Below are 26063 nucleotides of genomic sequence, written 5' to 3' on the forward strand. Positions count from 1 at the left end.
CCGTCATACACGTGTTTCACTGTCAAGTTGTTGCTGTCTCTCGTGTATGTGAAGGTGATAATCACTGACGCATTGGGCATATTGCCTGTAACCGTTCCTGCTGTTATGTTTTCATTCAGCAAGTCCGGTTCTGTTGTTATTCCCGAGAACGTGAAGCCAGTCTTGTCAATCTTGCTCTTGCTTACTGCAGCTTCGTATGGTGTTGATACTGTCGTCGTAAGCGATGTGTCCTCGGTTCCGTCATACACGTGTTTCACTGTCAAGTTGTTGCTGTCTCTCGTGTATGTGAAGGTGATAATCACTGACGCATTGGGCATATTGCCTGTAACCGTTCCTGCTGTTATGTTTTCATTCAGCAGGTCCGGTTCTGTTGTTATTCCCGAGAACGTGAATCCTGTCTTGTCAACCTTGCTCTTGCTTATTGCAGCATCGTATGGTGTCGATACTGTTGTTGTAATCGTTGTATCCTCTGTTCCGTCATACACATGTTTCACTGTCAGGTTGTTGCTGTCTCTCGTGTATGTGAAGGTGATAATCACTGACGCATTGGGCATATTGCCTGTAACCGTTCCTGCTGTTATGTTTTCATTCAGCAAGTCCGGCTCTGTTGTTATTTCCGAGAACGTGAAGCCCGCCTTGTCAACCTTGCTCTTGCTTACTGCAGCATTGTATGGTGTCGATACTGTTGTTGTAATCGTTGTATCCTCTGTTCCGTCATACACATGTTTCACTGTCAGGTTGTTGCTGTTCCTTGTGTAATAGAATGTTATCGTAACAGCAGATAACGGCATTTTTCCGGTCACATTTCCACCAGAAATATTTTCATCAGTCAGATCAGGTGATGTTGTTACGTTGCTGAAAGAAAATCCAGTTTTATCTATCTTGCTTTCATTAACACTTCCATCGTATGGGACATTTGTTGCAGTTCTTAAATCAACATCTTCGGTTCCGTCATAAACATGCTTTACAGTAAGCACAAATGCTTTCGGAACATAGTAAATATTGATATAGTCATCCTTGCCGGTCAAATAAATCTGTGTTGGCTGACCTGCTTTAACTGTATAGTTGGCCGACGTCGGATGCGGCGGAAGATCAACCCATCCTGTTAAAAAAGATGTTTCCATGTCAGGATTTGGTGATATGTCCGGCACCCTTGTTTCAGTACCGTCAATATAGTAATTAATCATATATCCGTTAAGAATGCTGACAGGCACAGAATCAATGCCATGTCCTCCGGTTGCTTCAGTAATTATGCTGAGCGTAAACGGACTTGTGAATGTAATGTCCGAACTCAGGCTGAATCCTACAACTATCCAATAGGAATTGTCTCTCTTGGTAGGCGGATCCAATCCATCAACATAGTAAGGTACTGAATCGATTACCAGAGGCACGCTTCTGTCTGATGCGCTGTAAACGTTGAAGGCACCTACATCCACTCCGTTAAACTCAATCCGCGTTATATCCTTCAGGTAACCTATTGTTGCAACATATATGATGTCATTATGTACCCAAAGCTTTCTGACTTCTGTCTGACCATTCGTGGAATATCCTGTGGTCATTAAAACATCAGTATCAGCATCTTTTGAGAATTCAAGAGATGTACTTACAAAAGACGGCAGCATCAGAGGTGCCATAAGTATGCTTTCGGCTTCCCATTGAGCAAATAGAGTCACATCATGATCAGGCATAATCAATATATCGCCTGGTTCATAGCCATCTCCTTCTCCATCCGGGGAACTATTCCATCCGCTGAAGCTGTAACCTTCGTTGACAAACGTGTTTTCAACTACAGTTACTTCTTCTCCTTCATGGTATGGACCCTCAGCTAGTTCCGGAATATCAAATCCGGTATTGTCATTATACAAAACATTATAAGTAATTGCTGCTGGCGTTGTGCTTTCAGATGAAAAGCCGGATTCAAAATCTGGCGAAATTATCATCTCATCAGCGTCTGCTTCAATTTCCTGTGCACCTGCCATATAGCCCGGCGTTGCAGGAAAAATCATCAACAAGGCAATTACTGCACTTATTAATTTTTTAAAATAATTTTTTTTCATACTCTTTCCTCCTTTCCGAATAATTTACATAAATTTTGTGCTGAGTACTAGGTACTATTGTAATTCATTTTCCCCTCCTTCATAATTCGACTATAGTTGATTTTAGCCTAGTAGCATTTTCCATTAGTTCTTTATCAACACTTTTTACCTGTTTATAAACGAAAAGGCTGCAAAATAATTTCAAATTATTTTGCAGCCGAACCGTCATAGCATTAATACTTTAGACTTCTTAGCTTTGCGTCCTTATTTTTCAATAAGTTTGCCAAATATTAAGTTGTAGTTTGAGTACTTTATTAATTTATACCCTGAAAAAGTCGTGGTAAACAATATTTCACAAATATTAACATCACAGAGATATTTTATTTATTTACTGCTTATATTATTCATACGAGGTAAAAAAAACCAACTATTATTCTAAATAGTTGGTTTTAAACGCTACGGCCATACCTTGTTTGCTTTCATACCTGTCCAAAGCTCGTCGCCGTCTTCTTCATATAAATAATCATGGCTGTTAGTTGCTTCCATTACATTTTCAAAATACCAGTCTTCTTCAGTAATATCCTGCCAAAACATTGCTTCCGGATATATGTTTTCTTTAGGAACCTTTCTTCCAAGAACGTTGTTGATAAGCGTCATGGCTTCTGCTCTTGTTATGAGCTGTTCAGGCTTAAACGTTGAGTCCGGATACCCTTTGACCCATCCCTTTATCTCTGCTGACGTTATGAATTTTTCAGCCCAGTGACCAAATATATCAGTCATCATGCTTTCACTGCTTAAGTCAAGGCTGTCGAATTTAGCTGCAATTGTTGCAAATTCTGCTCTCGTAATTGAATTTGAAGGTTTAAAGGTACCATCTGGATAGCCTTTGATTATGCCGGCATTGCTCAAGGTAGATATTGCGCGGTTTGACCATTCATGTCCTGCCATATCGCTGAAAGTATTCCCGTCGCTTAGCAAGCTGCTTCTGCTTTCATCTGTAAGAAGTCTGTAGAATATCATTGCCACTTCTTCTCTTGTTATTCTGTTCAACGGTCTCACATCACCTTCAGGATAGCCTATCACATATGCAAAGTGATCTGATTTCTCCAAGCTTGCAAGAGGCACTGCTGAATCTTCAATGGTTATCCCACCGCCGCCGCTGCCATTTCTGTCATTACTTTCTGTATCATCATCATTAGTATTGGTCTCACCATCGTTAGTACCGGTCTCACCTTCATCAGTATTGGTCTCACCATCAGCTAAGTCCGTTCCTGTACCGCCAGTTACTGAATCATCGTTGCCGCTGTTTTCATCATCTTCATCGCCGCTGTGTTCATCTTCGTTTGAACTGTCTTCACCGCCGCTTGAGCTGTTATCTTGTCCGCTGCTGCCTGTACTTGAATCTCCGGTTCCCGGGTCGCTGTTGTCAGAATCATCACTGCTTGAACCGCCGGCCGCTGGGTTGGTGTTTTCAGGATTGGTGTTTCCCTGGCCGCCATTGCCGTTATTAGAACCTCCAGCACCTTCATCAGTACCAGTTCCAGTTTTTGGATCTTCTTCATCTTCGCCGATTTCATCTGAATAATTCATTCTATAGTAAAGCTTAAGTACCAGTGATCCGTCTTCATTTACTTCTCCGCTGGCTGCGGTACCTTCAATGCTTAAATCGCATGTATACTCATCGTAATCCTTAGCCGTTGCGGTAACTGTCTGATTCACTTCACCCTCTAACTCTTCTGTTTCATACAGCTTGTATGTTTCTTCATCCTGTCTATAGTGCTCAACTGTATAGGCAGCTTTTTGTATGTTATTATTATTTCCGCTGTTTCCTTTTTCCTTGCTGAATTCATGGCCGTTTCCGCTGCTCACATCTATCAATATTTTAAAGCCGCTGTCATATTCGGTATTTTCAAAATCAGCAGTAATAAATTTGTGGTTCTTAGCCGGTGCTTCAATTGTTTCATTTCCCACCGTCAAAGTTGAAACATTCATTACATTGATAGCTGAACCGGTTACTGTTGTCGCATGTTCATCACTGTCAATATAAGTGATTGATACAATGTCTTTTGTTTGCAGAGCCGTAAATACGGCCTGAAGATTTCCATCCTTCTCCCAAAATGCCTGAAGTACGGTTTGTCCATTTGTAGATGAAATGTTTTGCATATAGACATTGCCGTATGTTTCTGCCGCATTCGCCATATATGCCGGCAATGCGGGTATGCTCATTATAAATGCTGTAACCAGGCAGATAACCTTGGTAAAAATATTCTTATTCATTGCTCCCTCCCAAATTATGTCGTTTATTATGTTAATTTGTAATTTACTGTTCTTGATATCATTATAATTTTGCGAAATTACATATCTATTATTTACTGGTGTAATTTCAATTTCATTTCAATTACAAATGAATTACAGACATATAAAAAACAGCCCTTAATTTTGGCTGTTCTTAGTCTAAAGCAATGTGTTTTCCGACACGAGAGGCTGAAATATCATACTGATTTCATTGTCATGCAACATTTGATAATTCTTCAGGTTTGAGAATATTCGGTTTTCAATGACTTTTATTCCGTCACCTTTCACCTCATGAAGCATTATCAATATCTGGCTGCTGTTCCAGAACGTAAAGACATCGCCCTTCCTCAGGGTTTTCTGCAGCAATGATGTCCATTCACGTGAAAGCTTGCTTACTTCTTTTGCATCCAACATATACCCCTTGCTGCTGTAATTGATTATGCACAAATAATCATATTCGTTGTTTCTGAGAGATTTCCTTTTTTGAAGGTTAAAAAGGAATTTAAAATATTCAAAGTTGCAGAATAATGCTCCATCTGAAGTGTCTTCTTCCAGTTGCATCTTTATGTTTGAAATATCAAGATCGCTGTTTCTGTGCGTACTGTTTTGAATCTTTTTATTCAGTTCGGTAAACCTGGAGGAAGGCTTCGCATCCATTTCCTTTTCGATAAGATTAGCCGCATATTCATAATGATTCATGGCAGCCTTGCTCTGTCCGATCCTGAGCATGGCTTCCATCATACTTATGTGTATCTCTTCTTCAAAAGGTTCTATCAGCAGCGCCTTTTCACAGAGCATTATGATTCTTTCATTCTCATCGATTCCCCTCAAGAGGTCAAAAAGCTTGTACAATGTTTTCAAATACAGCCTTTGATAATAATTTCTTGTGGGAACCAGCCAAACCTCATAGGCGTTGTCTGACAGATACAAACCTTTATATAAGCTTATGGCTTCTTCATAAAATTCTATGGCGCTTCTGACATCAGTATTCCTGTCGGCATCTCCCTGACGAATGAGTCTTTCAAATTCGTCTATATCTATAATTGTGTTCTCTCCAATTTCAAGACAATAGTAGCCGTTGGTAAAATTTATGTTGATGAAATTGCTGTCGTCCACATCTTCTGGAAGCAGCGACTTGATTATCTTCCTCAGTCTGAATATCTGGGTTCGAAGCATGTTCTTAGGATCATCCGACTCACTTTCCGACAGCAAATTATCAATTATTGTATCCGGCAGCAGCTTTTTGTTCCTGAAGGTAAGAAAGTACTCGAACAGCTTGTAAATCCTGTATGTCCGGCTAGATTCCCTGAGTACGGATTGACCGTCTGATTTTATATCAAATTCTCCTAACGTATTAATGTAAAGTTTCATACCAGCGTCCCCCATAAAATTCCAACTTACATTATGTTACATTATACATTTTTTTATGATATTTTTCAATAAAAATTAAATCAGAAAATATTTAACTTTGCAAAACTTTTTTCAAAGGCGCTTTTAAATGACATTTTTCTTGTTTGATTGTATAAGTTCATTCACAAAAAGCGATGGCTTACCGGGTATAATTATGTTTAAAACCTTTTTCGCCCTGGTCATACCCACATAAAAAATCCTTCTTTCCTCTTCTATCATCTTATGGTACTGTTCATCCGGCATATTCCTTCTATCTGACAGAAACTCTCCTTCAATGTTGTCAATCATGTATACGCAGTCATATTCAAGACCTTTTGCGCTATGGATTGTTGTCAGCGTAACACTGGCATCAGTATTTTCTGAAGCTGTCTTTATAACATCCTGGAGACTGTTGATCTTATCTATAAATTCCTTTAGGTTGCTGCAATAGGAGCCTATTTCCTCAAGAATTTCAAGGATGTGTACAGAATTTGAAAGATTATTCCTTCCTTCTTCCTGCATTCTTTCAAGATAGTTTATATACTCCATCTCCATTTTTATGAATCTGATGGCATCTTTCGGCCTAAGCTTGTTCAGATAATTTATGTCCATCTTAAACCTATGGATTTTGTCATATACGTAATGGTCGAAATACCTGTAGTTATCCAGGATATCAAACACCGTCAGGTCTTCCCTGGGACTGTCCATTACAATTTTGCACATACTCTTGTTGAAGTAGGTGTAGCTTTTGTAATAAATCCTTGAAAAAGCATCCCTGTCCCTTGGATTAAGCGCCAGTTTTAAAAACGAAACCATGTCGTAAAGTACAGGGTTGCTGAAAAACTTGGTCTTATCTTCCTTGATATAGAAACTGATGTGGTTTTCATTTAGGTTGTTAGCCAGAATCATGGCAGACATGTTGTAGCGGTACAATATACCCACCGTGCGCTTTCCTGCTTTGGCAAGCTCGTCTGTTATGAGTTTAGCCTGTTCAGCTCTGCTGTTTACCTTTATTATGTTAATTTCACTTTCTCTGGGATTTTCAGTTTTTATAGACTTCGCATATCTTTTTTTGTTCCGTTCGATGAAATTTCTGGCACCCTCCACGATATTCCTGTCAGACCTGTAATTGTTGTCAAGGTGAAAAATCTTTCCATCTCTATATATGTCTTTAAACTCAAGCATAAAATCCGGATAGCTTCCTCTGAACGAATAAATAGCCTGGTCATCATCACCGACCATAAAGAGATTGCCGCCGGTTATGAGTTTGATTATCTCATGCTGTATTTTTGATGTATCCTGCATTTCATCAACCTGAATATACTCATAGGAACTTTTTATGTACTCTTTGTAATAATCGGACCCTGAGATAATTTTATATGTATATGAAAGCATGTCGTCGAAATCGATGAGCCTGTTTTGAGACTTATATGCTGCATACGCTTCATAAAGTTTGTCAAATCCCTTAATTTCAATTCCGTGTTCCCTGTACTCAGCCGGATTTATCATCATGTTGTTCACAAAACCTATTGAAGAAGAAAGATTTTCGATTTCTTCATCGCTGACATAGCTGAAGAATGACGTGGAGTAATAAGACTTGAGAATTTCACCAAGTATGTGATAATTGTTTGTAAGCAAATCAAAATCAATGCCTTTTCTCTTGTAAAAACTTCTTACAATCTTATAAGAAAAGGCATGGATGGTAGAAAATTCAGTTTTAGATTTATATACGCTGCCAAAATAAGATAAGAATCTGTTTTTCATGTCATTGGCGGCCATTTTGGAAAAAGTTATTGTAAGAACCTTTCCGCCGCATCTGTTCTCATACAACAGTTTTCCGGCACGCGCAATAGTTACGGTAGTCTTACCTGATCCTGCAGTTGAAAGAACCAGGGCATTTCCCCTGTCAAAGGAAGCCGCCGCCTTCTGCTGATTGTTGAGCTCAACGCCAACTGTTTCTTTCAAATAGTCAAAGTATTCCATTTTACACCTTTTTGATCATTCATTGACAACTTTTTCAAACACCTGTGCTGCTCTGATTTTCACAGGAGCGCAGCCTTCAGTTTCGCTTCTGTGAATGGCCTTTATGCATGTGCAGTCCAAAGACCCGAATTCCTTTTCAAATTCTGCAACCAGAAGTTTTGATTTTTCCTTCATTCTGTCATTTGTTGTAGGTCTTTCTTCTGTATACATGAGTCCCAATGCAGCCAAAGCGCCTAACAGAGCTCCGCATGTTTTTTCAGTTTGAAGGCCACCGCCATACGGACATACAGCTTTAAAAAATCTGTCGTCAAGTCCAAGGTTGTACTTCTCATTTGCAGCCATCAGCAGTATCTCGGCACAGTTCTTGTGATACAATGGCTGCTCTTCCAAAGGATGTGCCAATTCCTGCTTGTTCAGTTCATCAACTATTTTTTTCATAATGTTCCTTTCTAGAAGAAATATATAAGCATGCTCATAAATGTCGTAATTATCATACCAAAGGCCAGCACCAGACAAATTGCCCTTTTTAAATTGCTTGCTCTTTTATATTTGTTCATTTGAATTCCTCCAAACTATAAATGATAAATATTATACCATAGATATTTTATAATTAACAGCTTGAACTTTCCATAATTTTTGCTTAATTGAAGAAATATTTTCCCATTGTAATTTTCGGTTGTTGTTATATAATTGATATATTGAAGAATTTTAAACTCATAGCTTATGATTGATCAACGAAATTTAAAAATCGGATTGGATAACATGACAAAACTAAATTTAAAACAAATCAAGCATAAAAAGTTAATAATTTTTATTTGTGCAATATTACTGATTGCAGCTGCCGTTACAGCTATGGAAGCTCTGATCGAGCCATCAGGTTACATCCGGCCGGATTATCAAAAAGAGAACCTGACTGAAGTGCTTAACAAGGAAACATTAAGCGATGAAGATTACAAGAAACTATTCTATCAGACAGGACTTGGAAAATCTGCAGTGGATGAACTTTTGTCAAGAAACGGCGGTAAAGATGAAATAATCAGTTTTCAGGATAACTTTTTCAGGAATAATGATGTTCTTTGTGAATCAATCGGAATAATAACAAGCCAGGAATCATTCGTCAATAATGATGGAAAACCAATGTACGGCTTCAACTTGGCACCCTACGAAAACGGGTATGTTCTGGTTACAAAAGCAACTCACTCTCTTGGCTGGAGGCACGGCCATGCAGCTATAATAACAGATGCAGAAAAAGGCGAAACTCTTGAAGCCGTAATTCTCGGAACGAACACAATGCTTCAAAACATTAACAAATGGAGGGTATATCCGTCATTCATGATGCTTAAACTCAAGGATACATCCCCGGAAACTCTTGACGAAATTGCCAAATTTGCAAAAGCTAATCTAAACGATGTTCCCTATGGTTTATTTGTTGGCCTCCTCAGCAGCAAGAATCCATCTCCCGGCCAATTAAGAAGCACTCAGTGCTCGCACCTTGTGTGGTATCCGTTCATGCAGCACGGTTATGACGTTGATTATGACGGTTCATGGCTGGTAACCCCAAAGGATATAGCCAACAGCGATCTGTTTGAAGTGGTTCAGATTTACGGAGTAAACCCTGAAGAGATCTGGCCGTAAAAATTATGTACAGCACAATAAAAGGCAGCCGAACCGGCTGCCTTTCTCATGTGATACCGTTAATACTACTAATTCTTAACTCTTAATTGCCTTTCGAATATTCCCGAAAACATATCATCGCAGTGCAGCTTGATGAAAATCAGTGTTGCTCCAGCCAAACAAACAACTTCGGAAACAACCGATGACATCCATATACCGTTTGGTCCAACCAGTTCAGTCATCAGCATCAACGATGCTGACATGACCACCAAACCTCTGCCTATGGAAATAATCATAGAATAAACAGGTTTTTCAATAGCTGAGTAGAATCCTACAAATATTATGTTAAACCCTGCTAGCAGGTATGTAGGTGCAAAAGTTCTAAGTGCCCTTACCGAATACTGCAAAAGCTCTGTTTCTTCGCTTCTAATATAGATTCCGGCAATTTTTTCGGCAAATATCATGCATACTGCATATACTGCCAGAGATACCAAAGCAACAGTCTTGACTGATGTCTTAAATATATATGAATATGATTTTTTTTCATCTTTTCCGTAGTAATAGCTTGCCAGCGGCTGTGCTCCCTGAGAAATTCCAGCCATTGTCATGTTAACAAAACTGTTCAGATAAACTATTACCGTATATGTTATTACACCTATTTCGCCTATGTTTCTTATTATGGTCCAGTTGAACATAAATGTGATAAAGCCTGATGAAAATTCAGTAATGAAATCGGCCAGACCCAATCTCAATGTTCTTTTTATCAAAGATAAATCAAGTTTGAAAGATACAAATTTAAGCTTTGAATTTCCTTTGATAAAATGAACCAGATAAAATATGGTAGATGCACCGTAGGATAGCCCCGAAGCCAAAGCAGCTCCCTTAATGCCCAAATTCATCCTTATTACAAATAAGTAAACCAATGAAATGTTCGTTACTGCTGAAATGCCTACACCAATTGTGGCAAGCTGCGGATGACCGTCAGTTTTCACCAATACCTCAAAGTAATACGTCAGTACCGCAAAAACACTGTATAAGGACATCAGCCTCAGATAGTCCCTTACATATACAATTGTTTTGTCTGTGGCACCCAAGAAATACGATATTCTATCCAGATTTATAAGTACCGCTGCAGTTGCTGTGATACTTATTACTGTAAGAATAACTGAATTCATTGAAAAGATTTCACTGGCCTTGTCAGTCTTTTTATTACCCAAGTTTATTGATGCAATAGTCGATGTGCCAACTGCAAACAAAATTGCTAATGCGAATACACCATTTATGAAAGGCATGCTGATGCTTAATGATGCAAGAGCTATTTCATTTATTCCCTTTGCCACAAAAATACCGCTTGCCATTGTGTAAAGCGAATATATCCACATAGCTGAAACCGAAGGTATCACATACATAAGAAATTTTCTTTTCATGTTCCTCACCTCTTGCCCATAGTATAAACTATGGTATGATACCAATGTCAAGTGCTAAGGTTATATTTTTGAAGGCAAATAAAAAAGCATTCCACAAGGAAATGCTTCTTTCTGCAAATTATTCTTCTTCTTCGCAACCACAGCCACAATGCTCTTCGTCATCGTAGTCGTCGTCGTAATCTTCATCGTCAAAATCGAAATCATAATCATCATCGTCATAATCATCTTCGTCGATTTCATCGCCGAAAACTTCATTTTCAACTGCTGATAAATCTTCATCCAATAAATCTAAGTACTCGTTAACTTCGTCTTGCTCTTCAACTATGTCATTCAATCCGTCAGCAATTTCTTCGATAACATCCATCAACGCATTAAATAATTTGCCTTCCTTAGTATCGGCTTTAACATCCAAACCGTCTGCTAAGCCTCTCAAATAAGAAATTTTTTCGTATAAAAAATCCATATGTTACCTCCTATACTCTTGATAGATATTCACCGGTTCTGGTGTCAATCTTCACTCTATCTCCTATCTCAACAAAAAGCGGCACATTTATTTTAGCGCCGGTTTCAGTTATAGCAGGCTTGTTTGCACCTGTAGCTGTATCACCCTTGAATCCAGGCTCAGTTTCAGTGATTTCCAATTCAACAAAGTTTGGTGCGGATACTTCAAATGGCTTTCCTTCATAGAATCTCATCTGTGCAAAATCATTTTCTTTCAGGTAGATGATAGCATCCTCAACCGCGTCATGATTCAATGGAATCTGCTCAAATGTTTCAGGATCCATGAAATAGTACAATTCACCATCATTGTACAAGTACTGCATATCCTTTGTTTCAATACGTGCCAGCGGGAATTTTTCAGTTGGGTTGAAAGTTTCCTCTCTGATAGCTCCAGTTATGATGTTTTTTAATTTACTCCTAACAAACGCAGCTCCTTTTCCAGGTTTAACATGTTGAAAATCTACTATAAGCCATAATCCATTATTCCATGATATAGTAATGCCCTTTTTAAAATCACTTGCTGTAATCATTGTTAGTGTCTCCTCCTTTATGTATATTATAACCAGCACATTGCTGCTTATTCTTTAATTATAGTTCTTCCGGTGGTGGGAACTATAGATATTTCCTTGATTGCATTTGTTTTGGTATCGAAAATCGAAAACGTGCCCGCATTTACAGGCATGCCTTCATAAGTAAATCCGATCGCATCCATATTGGAATTTGAGTAATTAATTTTATATCTTTCCTTGAACTTTACCAATTTGACCGTCGCTGCTTCTTTTTTGACATAGTAGCAGTTTTCAGCTCTATTGATGCTGATAGTATACTCAGTTCCCGGCTTCTTCATGCTTTCCATCTGTACCCGTCTTAAATCCATGGCAAATTCATTAGCCATTTTGTCCATATAAGCAAAATCATAATCAAGCATCGGAACAGCTAATGTCAGCAAAAGCATTAATATAAAAATAGTCACGACAGTTTCAATTAGGGTAAACCCGCATTTACTCATAGTCCACCTAAAATATACCATAGCTTATTTTATAAATTAATTCAGTATTTGTCAATGTATTTATTTATTTTCATCTAGTTTGAGCCTTACTTCTTTTTATAATACCATGGCTTGAAACGACGTTCTGCTGTATCTGCGAGCATTCATTGCTGAATGCTGTTTCTCATATACACAATCTGCCTTGTTTCGTATGACTGTCCGTCTTTCTCAAGGATAAGACGGATTCTAAGGGCGTTGGCATTCCCAAGACTGTCATTTTTCAGCAGTGAAATAAACATATTTTTAACAAAGCTTCCCAGTTCAACCGTGGGTTTTATATCCCTGCCTCCCAAGCCGTACCTAATGTTTCCGTTTACAATGTGGAATACATAATTATCATAAGTGCTGTCTCCAAAACGAAAGGAAATTTTAACTGTATTCATTTCAGTGTCTGCGGTTCTTTGAACACTTAGAGAATAATCTACAACTTCATCTCTTCTGACAAGGGAGATGTTTCTTGATTTCATTATTTTCGCAGACATGAAGTTAAGTATGTACTGTGACTGAAACTGAAGCTCAGCTTCAGTATTAATTTTTCTGTAATTGTTTACGTTAACAACAAAAAAGGCTATTACCAAGGAAATAACCACAGCTGACAGTCCCAACGCCGCCATGAGTTCAACAAGTGTAAAACCTCTGTTGTTTTTTATCATCGCAATATCCTTTCAATAATTTGTCCAGTTTGCAAATTTCACATAGTCTTCTGCTTTAAATGTTTCACTGCTGATACTGCTAAAGGTTGGAACTAATATTACAATTTGGGCATCAATTTTTCTATCGATCTTTTCAGCACTGAAAACAGACCTTAAATTTGCCGTAAGGCAGTCACCATAAAATATCAAGACAGTGTTTGTTACAGCAACAGCCGGGTTTGATGAACTTTCCACTCTGCCTTTAAAATTGCTGAGTATGTATGATTTGAAGTTTGCTGAGAAGACAGATTCCGCACCTGCTTCATCTTCTGGAAATGACACAAGATATTCCTCTGCTTTTGACTTTGAGAAATTCCTTGCTTCGATAACCAATATATAGGCTTCTGAAAAAGCTTCATTCAAACCGGTTTCTGCCATATAAAATGCTTGTCTGGCTTCAGTGTTAGTTCTTTTTATATTGTATTGTATCATGGCAGTGCTTAAAATTGACACACCAAGCGCCGCTATAACAGCTGAACAGATGACCATAAACACCAGAACCGAACCCTTTGTATTCATATGTTTCCCCGTTTCTTGTATTGCCGGATTTGTCATCCTGAGCGAAGCGAAAGATGCCCTAACCCTATTTTTCAGGTTCTTTTCTGAAAAATAGCGGTAGGTCATTCACAACTGTGTGATCTCCCTTTTTATTCAATTAATATTCTGCTGCCGTTTAAGATACATATGGTTTCTCCTTCATGCCTAATGTAAATAATGATGTAACATATGATTCCTTCCTGACAGATTACTGCTTCTACACCAAAATCATTTTCTGTCTCAGGTACAAACAATTCATATTTTCCCGTCAAGCTATTATACATATACTTATCCCGGTCAAGTCCATCCATGGCTTTGAGTTGTTCCACGTAAGCCTGGGCTAGCATGACCGCTTTAAATTCCTCATGGCTTCTTGAGTTTATTCCGGATGCAAACACAAACATACCCATAAGCGGCACAATAAAAATTCCGGCCACAGCAACTGTAACTATTATTTCAACCAGCGTGATGCCGCGATTGTTTCCTTCTCTAGATTGTTTTCTATTCATAATACTCATCCATGGTCAGAACGTAAAAACAAAGATTCGCTTCCCCAAACACATCATTTTCATCCATATTCAACTGAACCTTTTCAACTGTAAAGCCCATTTGACTTTCCTGGATAGCATCCATAAACTTAAGCACGTTGACATAGTTTGACGTAAACTTAAGATTAACTGAGACTTTCCTTGCTTCATTTGACGTGTTTTCGTTTAATTCTTCACCTCCAACATGAATGATTTGCGGCTGGGAAAACAGGATTTCGAAAGCCTCTATGTCGCAGCCGGATAAAATTTCATCCAGGTTGCCTAAAACCTGTTCCTGTCTAATATCTTCCTTGACATTTAAGCTGCTGATCCTTTGCATCAAGTCTGACATCTCGTTTTCATAATTTTTTTTATTTCTGATATTATCAAACATGTTTTCATACTGGGAACTCAAAAGGATATATTCATCTTCGGTTTTTCCGAACATACCATAAGCCTTAGGCAGGTTGTTTATAAGCATGAAAATTGAAGCAGACGCTGCTGCTATGATAAACATCAGTTTTAATACATTATTGTTCCTCATTTTCAACACCTTTCAAAATGCAAGTTACCTGATAATCGCAGCCCTGTTTATACATATCCCTGCTGATCTCTATGTTTGCTATGTTTATATCTTCAATGAAATCAACATTCCTAAGGTTCGCTGCAAACAACGTAACCTCTTTTAACGAATCCGAGCTACAGCTGACTACAGATGTAAAACAATCTGAACTGATAGATTTTATTTTTGTTCCTTCGGGAGCACAGCTTCTGATTTTTTCAAACAAGTCAGAGCATATCAGTCTGTCTTCTCCGAATTCATCCTTTATTTTCAATGCTTCCTTGTAGTATTTTTCTAGATAATCAATTCTGCTTCTTATATCACTGATACGGCTGTTTATTGCGATATTATCCTCGTCGGTAATGAACATGTTCATCGCATTCAGCTGACTGTTCTTTATTTCATTCCTTAAGACCCTGTCAACGCTAAAATAAGCAATAACAGCAATAACAATCACACACAAGGACATGACAGCAAGAGCCGCATTAAACCTTAGCTTGTGAAGATTTTTTTCATCCGAAAGAAAGTTTTTATCTTTTTTATATGTTTTCAATGATACAAGCAGGCTTATAAATTTACATATGTCAGCCTCATGAATTTTTTCAATGCCGCTTATTGCTGGCAGATCCTTGATTTTTTCTGATGATGTTTTAAGTTCATATCTTAATTTTTCCCTTGTCTTTTCGTCTGACGCTTCTCCGTACATATAGGTTGCTGCTATAGGAATATCCTTGTTGGAAGATTTATAAAACCGAAAACATTTCAGCACTTCATTCACGCATTCCTCTGATGAACTAAATGATTTAAAATTCTTATGAAATACCGCTGTTCCGTTGGTGGAAATGCAAAGTGAAGCTCCATTTTCTTCAAGGCAGATAAATGCAACAGCATATTTTTCTCTTACACTGCCTGTCATGTCTTTTTTTTCATCAATCCTTGATATGCAGTTCGATGAAACATCCAAAGATTTCAGGTCCATCTTCAGGCTGTCTGCAAGGTTTTTGTAATGATCGTACGTTTTCCTGTTAATGCCATAAACCACATGCGTTGCCTTTTTTATCCCATTGCTGTTATACCAGCCGACGGTTTTGTACATACACTTGTACCGGTAAAAGAACGAAGGCAGAAGTTCCTGGAGCTTGAAGTTTAACATCTTTTCTGTTTCCTTGGCGCTCTTTACATGGGGCAATTCTATTTTTCTTATTAATACCGCATTGGAATTAATTAAAAAAACTGCCTTCCTTGATTTCAAGCCATGTTCCGATAAGGCACCTTCAAGCAGCTCCTTTAAAGCATGGAAGTCTTTAATCGCACCATCATCTAGAATATTTGGCTGAAGCTCAATATACCCATGACTGATAACTTTTAGTGATTTCTTTGTAGCAGTGCCTTCCACAAAATTGATTTTTCCGTCTCCGAATTCCAGCACCAACACAACATGCATCTTTTCACCTGCTCTACTCAACCATTTGCATTACGAAATTTATATAACTGTTTACAATTTCAGCACCCGTGAAAATGTACAGGAATGCTGCCGCACATATAAACGGGCCAAATGGAACCATGTCCTTCATTTTTTTCATCTCTAGAATTATCATAGCCAAACACGACACTGCTCCTAAAACAAATGACAATATTGTTATGAACAAAATGCCCTCAATTCCAAATATAAAACCCATAACTGCCGAAAGCTTTACATCTCCGCCGCCCATTGACTTTGTAACGTATGCAATACCCATAAAGATACCAAAACCGATTAAAGCTCCAAACATCCTATCAAGGATTAAGTTGCTGTTATTCATCATTAAGGCTGTTCCTAACATCATTCCCACAACATTGAGGCTGTCCGGTATTATCATGTGTTCTATGTCTATAACGCTGATAGTTAACATCAGGCTTGACAACAGGCAGTAAATTACAAAAACGAAATTTAAACCGTATTTCAAGTAAATTAAAGCATATATTGCAGCATTAGCCGTCTCCACTATAGGATGCTGAACAGAGTATGAAGCATTGCAGTATCTGCATTTACCTCGTGAGGTTACATAATTTAAAACAGGAATCATGTCCCTGAAATAAAGTCTGTGACCGCAGCTTTCACAGAAAGAATAAGGACTGACAACCGATATTCCTTCTGGAATCCTGCTAATACATACATTGGCAAATGATCCTGTTATTAACCCGTAAATAAAGACAATCACTAACATACAAACCTCTTTCTACATTTTTTGTTTTCGGGAGGGCTGCCTGACTTCAGCCCTCCCAGGAAACAGGGATTATGAAACAGACTACCAATACTGATACCACACATAAACTTATAACGATGCTGTTCTGAAAATAGTGAAATACTTCTACGGTTAGCTGCGTCATCCTGAGCGAAGCGAAAGATGCCCTAACCCTATTTTTCAGATTCTTTTCTGAAAAATAGCGGTAGGTCACTCACAACGAATTCCCAATATATGCGACCATAGGGAGCTAATATATTGGTGAATGAGACTGTGTGATCTCCCTGGTTATTCGTGTTGAGCTCCTTCGGCTTCGCCTCAGGATGACAAAGCTCCATTAAATTAAGAACCTGAAGATCTTGGATATAAATAGTCAGTATCGGTACCATCGCTAGCTACTACAGTAACATTGCCAGTACCCTCAAAAGTTACCTGAACTTGATCAGCAGTATAGTCTTTGAATGTTTCAGACTTAAACTCAATACCATTAATATAATTAGCAGTCACTAATTCGCTAGCCAACACCGGGCTAACTGCATCTTCTTCCTTTGCAAAATACAATTCAGCGGCTTTAGCAATCATTGCACCTGTAGCATAATCCGCATCTTCTTTTGCCTTATCCTGTACACCAATAAACCTCGGGACTGCAATTGCAGAAATTATTGCAAGCACAGCCATAACAACTATCAGTTCCACCAGTGTGAAACCTTTTTCATTTCTTTTTTTCATAACCTTCTCCATTGCTTTATTTAATCTTTAAAGCTTCTGTGCGCACAATTTCGCTTCAAAAAGATTATTCAAAACTATATCATCATTGAAACGTATTTATCATTTCAAACATGGGAGATAACATGGCAAGCATTATGAAACCAATGATTGCTGCCATTGCAACTATCATTACAGGTTCAATAAGTGCAATCAGCTTCTGGATAGCATTTTCTACCTCATCATCAAAAAAATCAGCGGTCTTGTCCAATACCTCTTCAAGCTGGCCCGCCTCTTCTCCAATCTGAATCATGCTGTAAACCATCGGGGGAAAAATATTGTTATCCCTTATTGAACAAGAAAGAGAGGAGCCCTTGCGAACATCCTCTCTTGCATTCAAAATATGATTGCTGATATATTCATTTCCAACTACGGTAGAAACAGCCTCAAGGCCGGAAAGCAAAGAAACTCCGCTCTCTATAAGGGTTGACAGCGTCCTTGCAAACCTGGAAGCAGCCAGCTCGATCTTCAGTGTCCTGTACAGAGGAATTCCAAGCTTGAACCTGTCAATTCTTAACCTGATGTTTTTATCCTTAAATAATCTTGCTGCTGCAAAAACGCCAAAGATAACAGTGACAGCAGCATACTTCCACGCAATTTGAAGGAAGCTGCTCAATTTAAGCATTGCCCTTGTCGTCAATGGCAGTGCAACTCCTGAGCTTTGATACAAATCAACAAATGTGGGCATAACATTCAAAAGCAGAAATATTACGACAAAGGTGGATACAACCGCAAGCACAGCAGGATAAGTGAGAGCAGACTTAACCTTGCTTTCAATCTTATGCTCCCTACTGTAATGCACTGACATTCTTTCCATTACCTTTTCCAGGTTTCCGCTTAGTTCTGCGGCTTTTACCATCGAAACAAACATCGGTGGGAAAAGCTCGCTGCAACATTGAACTGCTTCAGAGAATGTGCTTCCTGTCAATAGTTCTCGGTATATTTTCACAAGTACTGACCTGAAGTTTTGGTTTTCAGCCTGCATACTTAAAATTTCAATACACTTAACAATGCTTATGCCGGATCTTAGCATGGAATTAAGCTGCCTGCATAACAATGACAGCTCCTTTGCCTTAATCTTAGCAGTTATATGCATTCTCCTATCTTCAAACAGCCTTGAGTGTTTTCTGATATCAGCAATTATGAAATTATTCTTTCTTAAATCTGCAAGTATGTCATCTTCGGAAAACCCTTCTACTTTAAATACAAGTTTCTCTCCGGAACTGCTGAACACCTTGCATTTGTAAACAGCCATTTCTTCCTCAACTTTCTTTATCAAAGTTTATAAACCAACTGTGAGTATTCATCAACAGACGTTATACCACTAAGAACCAGCTGCCTGCAGTTTTCCTTAAGCGTTGTCATTCCGTTCCTTTCAGCAGCTCTTGCCAGTTCATCAGCTGATCCTCCCCTGTATATTATGTCCCTTATGTCTTTGTCAGCCTTCATGACCTCATAAATTCCTATTCTTCCGCTATATCCTGAGTAATAACACACAGCGCAGCCTGTACCCCTGTACAAAGCTGTGCTTTCTTTTAATTTCAACAATTCCATTTCATGTTTACCTGTCTCATATTCTGTTCTGCAGTTTGGACATATTTTCCTTACAAGCCGTTGCGACACAACTCCCCTCAGGGATGCAGCCGTAAGAAACGGCTTGATGCCCATGTCATGAAGCCTTATGACTGTAGAAGGAGCATCGTTTGTATGTATGGTGCTTATGACCAGATGTCCGGTAATTGCCGCTCTTACCGCCATACTTGCAGTCTCTTCATCCCTTATTTCTCCAACCATTATTATGTCAGGATCCTGCCTTAGGATTGACCTCAATCCTGATGCAAAGGAAAGTCCAGCTCTTAAGTTAACTTGTACCTGGTTTATACCGTGAATCTTATATTCTACCGGGTCCTCAACGGTGATGATGTTTTTGTTCACTTTATTAAGCTCATGAAGATACGCATAAAGGGTTGTGGTTTTGCCGCTGCCGGTAGGTCCGGAAATCAAAATTATTCCGTTTTGGCATCCCATGATTGAATCTAATATCATAAGGTCTTCCGTTGTAAATCCTAGTTCATGCTTAGATTTGATAAAGCTGCTCCTGTTCAATATCCTCAGCACAATCTTTTCACCGCAGACTGTCGGTAATACAGATACTCTCAGGTCAATTGCATCATCGTCGATATTCAGTTCGAACCTTCCATCCTGCGGAAGCCTCTTCTCTGCAATGTTCATTCTAGCCATGACCTTTATCCTGGTAACAATGGCAGAATGAGACTTCATTGGTATGTTCAGCACTTCATGAAGCTCACCGTCAACTCTGAATCTTATCCTGATTTTTTCATCAAATGGTTCTATATGTATGTCGCTGGCCCCCATTTTAACAGCCTGCCTAATAAGTGAATTAACAAGCTTTACAACAGGTGAATTGTTTACAAAGGCATCATTTTTTTCATCACTAACAGAACCTTTTTCTTCTGAAGCATCCCTGCTTATTTCGGCTGCCGCTTTCTCTGTGTTTCGGCTGCTCATATACCTTTCAATTGCATCAAAAACCTGACTTTTCAATGCAAAAACTGCTGAAACCTTAATTCCGGCTTCAAGCTCAATATCTTCAACATCAAATATATTTAGCGGGTCCGACATGGCAACCAACAGCTTTTCCCCTTCATACCCGAGAGGTATTGAGCCCGTTCTCCTTGCCAGCCTTTCGGAAATCCTTCCCACAGCATTTTTTTCAATTTTGCAGCTGTCAACGTTTATTATCCTTAAACCGGTCTGACATGAAAGCATTCTGAGCACATCAATTTCTGAAACATAACCTTTCCTGACAAGTATGTTCCCGAGTTTTTCATCAGTTGAGCCTTGTTCTTCCAACGAAAGCTCCAGTTGCTCTTCGGTTATTTTCATTTTTTGGAGAAGTAATTCTCCCAGTCTTGATGAATTCTTATTCATACATCACCTGAAAAATAGCCACCACAAGATACTTTCAGCCTGTGAATCTATCCCATTACTGTCATCCTGAGCGGCAGCGAAGGATCTTCTTTTATATAAGTTGTTTTTGAGTGTATTTAAATTATAAGCACATGACATTCCAAGGTCAATTATTTTATTATTAATAATTTTTCTTCTCTATTTATTAAAATCTTATTAAATATAAAGAATAATATAAATGTATATATATAATTTAATATTGTTATAAAATTAAATTAAGGATATTTTTAATACAAAAAGGACGATGGCTTTAACACCAACGTCCAATGAAATACAATTGTTAAATTATTTTCTTTGTTTGTCCTTTGGCACTACGCATGTACCTGATGCCCTGCAAACAACTATAGGTTCTTCTAAAAAGTCACACGCAGATTCGTTAATGTCCTTTCTTGGAACAATTACTTTTCTCGCCTCAAACATCATTTTTCTGGAAGAGTTGCCCACAGAAACTATTTCACCTTCTGCTTCGATGTAATCACCTGCAAATACAGGTGCAAGGAATTCTACTTTGTCATAAGCACAAAACAATCCTTCGTCTCCATCATGTTTGATTAAAAGTTCTGTAGCGACATCCCCGAACAATCCCAGCATCCTGGCACCATCCACCAGTTCTCCGCCGTAATGAGCATCATGTGCACTCATTCTCATCCTAATTAATGATTTCATTTCATCCTCCAATTTTTGCCCATATCACACGCCCAATGTGACAACATTATCATAGCATTAAACCGAAGGCTTGTCAATTTTATTCATCTTTTTTATATTTAAAACGTAGCCCTAAACATTTCCTATAGGCTCTGCTTTGTGTCTGTTATCTTCCATTTTGTCATGCAAAATTATTATTTCTTCAGATTTTTTTACCTTCAGCAGCTGCATTTCAAGTGAAGTAATTTTAGCTTCGGCAACACTCAGATTTTTCTGAGCTATCAGTTTGTCAATGGCCAAATTAGAATTATCATTGATGAGATTTATTGATTTTTTGTATTCTTCCTGCAGCTTCTGCTTTAGTGCCTCATTAGCTACAAGCAGCTTGTCATTTTGCGTGTTCGATTCACTCAGAGATTTCTGAAGCATTGTAAGCTTTTGTTTTAGCATGGCAATTTCATCATTCAAGGAATCTACGGTTTTTTCCTTGAGTTCATTGTCAAGATTAAGCTTTTTGACAACATCCGTCATGGCCACAATCTGAGTGCTGAGTTCCCCTATTTTAGAATTCAGTTCTGCATACTTGCCGTCTGTCATTGTGCCCTTAAGGTACTTAATCTCGTTTTTTTCCTCTTCCAGCATGCGTGACAGGTCTGCAACGGTATCCCTCTGTTTTTTTGTTTCAGCTCTTTCAGCCTTAAGCATGACCTTCTGAGCTTCTGTTTCCTGCATTGAATGTTTAAGCTTTATATGAAGATTGTTTATTTCATTGTTGAGGTGCTCAACTTCCTTATCCAGGTTTTTCTTATCCCTGTTTGCTATCTTTACTTCTTCTTCTAAAGACACAACGCGATTTTTGAGCATAACAACATCTTTGGCAGAAAATTCAGTTGCTTCAAGCCTTATGTTTTTAATGGATTCAGACAAATTGTCATACTCGGCAGAAAGCTTGTTGTATCTTGCCAAAAGAGTTTCATTGTTCTTCTTTATTTTTTCTTTTTCTTCAAATAGATCCTGGAGGTTTCTCGAAAATGTTTCCTGTGATGTTTGCTGCTGCTTTCGCAATAAAGCTAAATATTCATGAACTGACTTTTTTGTATAACCGCCGAACGAACTTTTCAAAATGCTGTTCAAATCATATTCTTCTGTTTTATCACGCAGCATTTCAACTATATTTTTGTCGCTATCTTTCATCATGTTCCTCCATATTCTTATATGGAAACATTATACAACAGTTATTCTATAAATTCAATAACATCACCAACAAAAATATTATCAGATGCACCTTCATGAAGCTCAAGAACATGTCTGCAGTTTTTAACGATCTTACCTACATGCCATGGTTTTACAGTTTCTTTATACAAGACTTTCATTTCCTTAGATAGATACACTGCATCAATGGTGAATTTCATGAAGAAGCAGTGAATGGAGGAACAGTCTGTCAAAAGCAAACCTTCATCCATATTTATTGACTTTTTATTCAAAAGACCGACCAGTCTTGATTTGAATGAGTCGGCCTTAATAACTTTATTAATTGTTGAAATATCCTTGATTCTAGCCTCCATTATTGGCCACCAAACACTTCCATGATAGATACGACTGCAGGCCCCATCAATACTATGAAAATAACGGGGAAAATGAATATAACCATCGGCAGCAGTATCTTGATAGACATCTTGTGGGCCTGTTCTTCAATTTTGCTGCGGTGGCTTTCTCTTATGGCATCTGCCTGTGTGTGAAGGATGTTTTTCAATGAAATGCCTAGTTTGTTTGCCTGGATAACCGAGCCGGTAAATGATTTAAGGTCATCTATGTCACAGCGTTCTCCCAACAGCGTCAATGCATCCTTCCTGCTCCTGCCCATGGTCATTTCTCTGTATGTGATGTTAAGTTCATCTATCAATGGTCCTTCAAAATGCTCTATGACATGAAGCATTGCCTGTTCAAAACCAAGTCCTGCTTCCACATTGACGCTGAGCATGTCCAGAACATCCGGCAGCTGGCTTTCCATCTTCTGTTTTCTTTGAGTTATTCGACTCACCAATCCAAAACGCATTACAGCAAATGCAGCATAAGCCCCTAGTACGGGCATCAATACCACATAATAGTTATCCATGTTCAAAATAAAAGAAAGCAAGAAAAATAATACCGAAGTTCCTATTACTACGATTATCCTGATTGCGGAATATTCGCTGGGCATAAGGATTAGACCTGCCTGACGAAGCATCCTTCTTAAGTTCTCCGACTTTTGATTGTCTAAATCCATGTCTGGAACCAACTTTCCCAGGGATTTGACAATCGATGAAACAAGCGGACTTATAAATCTTTCTGCCAATGACTTATTCAGCTCATCATCTATTACTACAATTTTCTCCTGGGTCTCCAGTCTGGAGAGCCTGTTTTTTACTCGGTCTGAGTTTTCCCCAAAACTGTTAAGTAAAATAACAACAGCAGAAAATATGCAAATAGCAAACAACAAGGAAATATAAAGAGCCATCAAACCACTTCCTTACATTTTAATATTAACAATATTATTTATAACAGCGAAACCAGTTATCTCTAGTACTAATGAAACAACCACTAGTATCTTACCAATATCTGATTCGAAAAAGCCTGCAAAATACCCGGGACTTATAACCATTAAAGCTAAAACAAGAACCAGAGGCAGCAACCCTATAATCAGTCCTGACACTCTTCCTTGTGCTGTCAGTGTTTTAATTTCCAGCTTTATCCTGATTCGATCCCTAATTGTTGCTGATATGGTATCCAAAATTTCTGACAAATTGCTTCCAACCTGAGCAGAGGTCAGCACTGCTGAAACTAACAGTTCCAGGTCCCTGTTCTTGGTTCTTTCCACCATGCGATTGAGAGCATCTGTCTGCTTAACACCATAATGAATTTCCCTCAGCACCCTTGCAAATTCTGTTGATATGGGAGGCTGCATATCCTCAGCCACGCTTTCCATTGATTGCAAAAACGTAAAGCCGCCCTTGATGCTGTTTCCCATCATAACTGTTGCCTGAGCCAATTGAGTATTGAAAAGGTCATCGCGTTTCTTTCTGGCATTGTTTATGATGAACGGAGGTATGGCAATTCCTATGACTGCCAATGCGATACCGGTGACTATGCTTCCTCCGAAAAGTATTACCAAAATCATTGGAACAAGAGTAAGCATAGCCCAAAACATAATGAATTCATTGGGCTTAAGCTTTATACCTGAGGAAGCAATGTAGCTTGAAAATTCCTGGCTGGCAAGCTTGAATCTTTGTTTTTTCTTTTTGTTTTCTTCTTCTGTTTTCTCTCTTATGAACTGTTCCTGAACATCATCCATGTTGTTTTCCTTAAAATATCTGGAAACCCTATGTCTAACCTGTTCCTTGTTGTTCTTTGAGAGACCTGTGTAAACAACAATATATATCAATACAGCAATTAATGCAGAAATAACAATCTCCATAATACACCTCAGTTCGTAAACCAGTCGTCTCTGACCAAAATACCGCTTGAAGTAATCTTTTCCAGGAAGTTGGGACGTATTCCTGTAGAAACAAAGCCTCCTTTAATCTTGCCGTAACTATCCACTCCTTCAATCCTGTATACAAACAAGTCCTGAAGGGTAATAGTATCTCCTTCCATCCCAACAACTTCAGTTATGTTGACAACCTTTCTGGATCCGTCCCTGAGCCTTGACTGATGAACTATCAGATTCAGGGCAGAATGTATCTGCTCCCTGATGGCTCTTACGGGCAAATCCATCCCTGACATAAGCACCATTGTTTCAAGACGTGACATAAGCTCTCTTGGTGAGTTGGCATGGGCTGTAGTAAGTGATCCGTCATGGCCTGTGTTCATCGCCTGAAGCATATCCAGCGTTTCCCCTGAACGAACCTCGCCGACAATTATACGGTCAGGACGCATACGCAGTGAGTTGCGCACCAAATCCCTTATGCTAATCTGACCGGAGCCTTCCAGGTTAGGAGGCCTGCTTTCCAAAGTAACCACATGATCCTGCATAAGCTGAAGCTCTGCAGCATCCTCTATGGTCACTATTCGCTCATTGTTTGGTATGCAGCTTGACAAGACGTTAAGAAGTGTAGTTTTACCACTGCCTGTGCCTCCTGAAACTATTACATTTAATTTTCCCTTAACACATGCCTCCAGGAAAGCTACCATCTTCGGAGATAGAGAGCCAAACTTAATCAGGTCGTTGGCTGTATAAGGCTTTTTAGAAAATTTACGTATGGTCATGGAAGGTCCTATTAAAGACAACGGCGGTATTACTGCATTAAAACGAGAACCGTCGGACAAACGTGCATCAACCATAGGGCTTGATTCGTCAATACGTCTGCCAACAGAAGATACTATACGGTTTATTATATTGAGTACATGGGCATTATCCTTGAATACTACATTGGAAAGCTCCAGCTTTCCTTTTCGTTCAACATAAACCTGGTAAGGCCCGTTAACCATTATTTCAGATACTTCATTGTCATTAAGGAGAGGTTCCAAAGGCCCTAATCCCATTACATCGTTGTATATTTCCTTAAGCAAACGTGAACGTTCAGTTCTTGACAAATTCGATGTCTTGGATTCCACAATGGACTCCATGATCTTGAGAAGCTCCTGTTCACGTTCTGCGTTAAGATTAAAGAGATTCACATCCTGTTGATTTACAATTTCGATAAATTCCCTGTGAACGCGGCTCTTTAAATCCGCATATTCATCCTTGAACACCGGTTTGTTGGCAGCAGAAACCTCCACTGTTTTTTCTTCTCCAACAGCAGCAGCCATTTTTTGTTTTTCAAGGCGATCAAGCAAACTCATGTCAA

The 26063-nt window shown here is 38.7% G+C and carries 25 protein-coding genes and 1 riboswitch; of the genes, 1 reads left to right on the forward strand and 24 read right to left on the reverse strand.

Annotation, left to right across the window (positions count from 1 at the left end; all coding sequences use genetic code 11):
• From AAGU76_RS17065 to AAGU76_RS17085, 5 genes are all read right to left on the reverse strand, one after another.
• Window positions 1-2057, reverse strand: a 2057-nt coding sequence (locus AAGU76_RS17065) for an InlB B-repeat-containing protein (protein ID WP_342486733.1), incomplete at its 3' end; no start/stop codon positions are given.
• A gap of 188 nt (window positions 2058-2245) precedes the next feature.
• Window positions 2246-2331: riboswitch (cyclic di-GMP riboswitch) on the reverse strand.
• Between the two features lie 161 nt (window positions 2332-2492).
• A complete protein-coding gene (locus AAGU76_RS17070) occupies window positions 2493-4313 on the reverse strand; it encodes an S-layer homology domain-containing protein (RefSeq protein ID WP_342486734.1) in 1821 nt (606 codons plus the stop codon).
• A 177-nt stretch (window positions 4314-4490) separates the two neighbouring features.
• A complete protein-coding gene (locus AAGU76_RS17075) occupies window positions 4491-5702 on the reverse strand; it encodes a bacterial transcriptional activator domain-containing protein (RefSeq protein WP_342486735.1) in 1212 nt (403 codons plus the stop codon).
• A gap of 123 nt (window positions 5703-5825) precedes the next feature.
• Complete coding sequence (locus AAGU76_RS17080; protein WP_342486736.1) at window positions 5826-7703, reverse strand: ATP-dependent helicase; 1878 nt, start codon at window positions 7701-7703, stop codon at window positions 5826-5828.
• 15 nt (window positions 7704-7718) lie between these two features.
• Entirely contained in the window at window positions 7719-8141 is a 423-nt protein-coding gene (locus tag AAGU76_RS17085; protein ID WP_342486737.1) for a C-GCAxxG-C-C family (seleno)protein, read from the reverse strand.
• A 324-nt stretch (window positions 8142-8465) separates the two neighbouring features.
• On the opposite strand from AAGU76_RS17085, the gene AAGU76_RS17090 reads away from it, so the two are divergent.
• Window positions 8466-9338 (forward strand): hypothetical protein, encoded by an 873-nt coding sequence (locus tag AAGU76_RS17090; RefSeq protein WP_342486738.1) that lies wholly within the window; start codon window positions 8466-8468, stop codon window positions 9336-9338.
• A gap of 68 nt (window positions 9339-9406) precedes the next feature.
• On the opposite strand, the gene AAGU76_RS17095 is transcribed toward AAGU76_RS17090, so the two are convergent.
• From AAGU76_RS17095 to AAGU76_RS17185, 19 genes are all read right to left on the reverse strand, one after another.
• Window positions 9407-10744: an MATE family efflux transporter gene (locus AAGU76_RS17095; protein WP_342486739.1), complete on the reverse strand. Its 1338-nt coding sequence runs from the start codon at window positions 10742-10744 to the stop codon at window positions 9407-9409.
• 118 nt (window positions 10745-10862) lie between these two features.
• Window positions 10863-11207 carry a CD1247 N-terminal domain-containing protein gene (locus AAGU76_RS17100; protein WP_342486740.1) on the reverse strand — a complete coding sequence of 115 codons (345 nt, stop codon included), beginning with the start codon at window positions 11205-11207 and terminating at the stop codon, window positions 10863-10865.
• A 10-nt stretch (window positions 11208-11217) separates the two neighbouring features.
• Complete coding sequence (gene efp / locus AAGU76_RS17105) at window positions 11218-11775, reverse strand: elongation factor P (protein ID WP_342486741.1); 558 nt, start codon at window positions 11773-11775, stop codon at window positions 11218-11220.
• A 47-nt stretch (window positions 11776-11822) separates the two neighbouring features.
• Window positions 11823-12254: a type II secretion system protein gene (locus AAGU76_RS17110; RefSeq protein ID WP_342486742.1), complete on the reverse strand. Its 432-nt coding sequence runs from the start codon at window positions 12252-12254 to the stop codon at window positions 11823-11825.
• Between the two features lie 143 nt (window positions 12255-12397).
• Entirely contained in the window at window positions 12398-12946 is a 549-nt protein-coding gene (locus tag AAGU76_RS17115) for a prepilin-type N-terminal cleavage/methylation domain-containing protein (RefSeq protein WP_342486743.1), read from the reverse strand.
• Between the two features lie 12 nt (window positions 12947-12958).
• A complete protein-coding gene (locus tag AAGU76_RS17120) occupies window positions 12959-13504 on the reverse strand; it encodes a hypothetical protein (RefSeq protein WP_342486744.1) in 546 nt (181 codons plus the stop codon).
• Between the two features lie 128 nt (window positions 13505-13632).
• Window positions 13633-14031 carry a prepilin-type N-terminal cleavage/methylation domain-containing protein gene (locus tag AAGU76_RS17125; protein WP_342486745.1) on the reverse strand — a complete coding sequence of 133 codons (399 nt, stop codon included), beginning with the start codon at window positions 14029-14031 and terminating at the stop codon, window positions 13633-13635.
• Entirely contained in the window at window positions 14024-14593 is a 570-nt protein-coding gene (locus AAGU76_RS17130; RefSeq protein WP_342486746.1) for a hypothetical protein, read from the reverse strand. Before AAGU76_RS17130 ends, AAGU76_RS17125 begins: the two co-directional genes overlap by 8 nt.
• The gene (gene pilM / locus AAGU76_RS17135) at window positions 14580-16055 is read right to left on the reverse strand and encodes a pilus assembly protein PilM (RefSeq protein WP_342486747.1); all 1476 of its coding nucleotides are present in this window, start codon (window positions 16053-16055) and stop codon (window positions 14580-14582) included. Before pilM ends, AAGU76_RS17130 begins: the two co-directional genes overlap by 14 nt.
• A gap of 13 nt (window positions 16056-16068) precedes the next feature.
• The gene (locus AAGU76_RS17140; protein ID WP_342486748.1) at window positions 16069-16818 is read right to left on the reverse strand and encodes a prepilin peptidase; all 750 of its coding nucleotides are present in this window, start codon (window positions 16816-16818) and stop codon (window positions 16069-16071) included.
• A gap of 360 nt (window positions 16819-17178) precedes the next feature.
• The gene (locus AAGU76_RS17145) at window positions 17179-17565 is read right to left on the reverse strand and encodes a type II secretion system protein (protein WP_342486749.1); all 387 of its coding nucleotides are present in this window, start codon (window positions 17563-17565) and stop codon (window positions 17179-17181) included.
• 82 nt (window positions 17566-17647) lie between these two features.
• Window positions 17648-18856, reverse strand: coding sequence for a type II secretion system F family protein (locus tag AAGU76_RS17150; RefSeq protein WP_342486750.1), 1209 nt, complete (start codon window positions 18854-18856; stop codon window positions 17648-17650).
• 20 nt (window positions 18857-18876) lie between these two features.
• Window positions 18877-20553, reverse strand: a complete 1677-nt coding sequence (locus AAGU76_RS17155; protein WP_342486751.1) for a GspE/PulE family protein — start codon at window positions 20551-20553, stop codon at window positions 18877-18879.
• 324 nt (window positions 20554-20877) lie between these two features.
• Window positions 20878-21258 carry a hotdog fold domain-containing protein gene (locus AAGU76_RS17160; RefSeq protein WP_342486752.1) on the reverse strand — a complete coding sequence of 127 codons (381 nt, stop codon included), beginning with the start codon at window positions 21256-21258 and terminating at the stop codon, window positions 20878-20880.
• A 111-nt stretch (window positions 21259-21369) separates the two neighbouring features.
• Window positions 21370-22431 carry a hypothetical protein gene (locus tag AAGU76_RS17165; RefSeq protein WP_342486753.1) on the reverse strand — a complete coding sequence of 354 codons (1062 nt, stop codon included), beginning with the start codon at window positions 22429-22431 and terminating at the stop codon, window positions 21370-21372.
• Between the two features lie 41 nt (window positions 22432-22472).
• Window positions 22473-22802 carry a DUF192 domain-containing protein gene (locus AAGU76_RS17170; protein ID WP_342486754.1) on the reverse strand — a complete coding sequence of 110 codons (330 nt, stop codon included), beginning with the start codon at window positions 22800-22802 and terminating at the stop codon, window positions 22473-22475.
• Window positions 22802-23734 carry a type II secretion system F family protein gene (locus tag AAGU76_RS17175; RefSeq protein WP_342486755.1) on the reverse strand — a complete coding sequence of 311 codons (933 nt, stop codon included), beginning with the start codon at window positions 23732-23734 and terminating at the stop codon, window positions 22802-22804. The genes AAGU76_RS17170 and AAGU76_RS17175 overlap by 1 nt, the downstream gene beginning before the upstream one ends.
• A gap of 12 nt (window positions 23735-23746) precedes the next feature.
• Window positions 23747-24691, reverse strand: coding sequence for a type II secretion system F family protein (locus AAGU76_RS17180; RefSeq protein ID WP_342486756.1), 945 nt, complete (start codon window positions 24689-24691; stop codon window positions 23747-23749).
• Between the two features lie 8 nt (window positions 24692-24699).
• Window positions 24700-26058 (reverse strand): CpaF family protein, encoded by a 1359-nt coding sequence (locus AAGU76_RS17185; RefSeq protein ID WP_342486757.1) that lies wholly within the window; start codon window positions 26056-26058, stop codon window positions 24700-24702.
• Window positions 26059-26063: the final 5 nt, after the last annotated feature.

Source organism: Sedimentibacter sp. (assembly GCF_038562225.1).
GTDB lineage: Bacteria > Bacillota > Clostridia > Tissierellales > Sedimentibacteraceae > Sedimentibacter.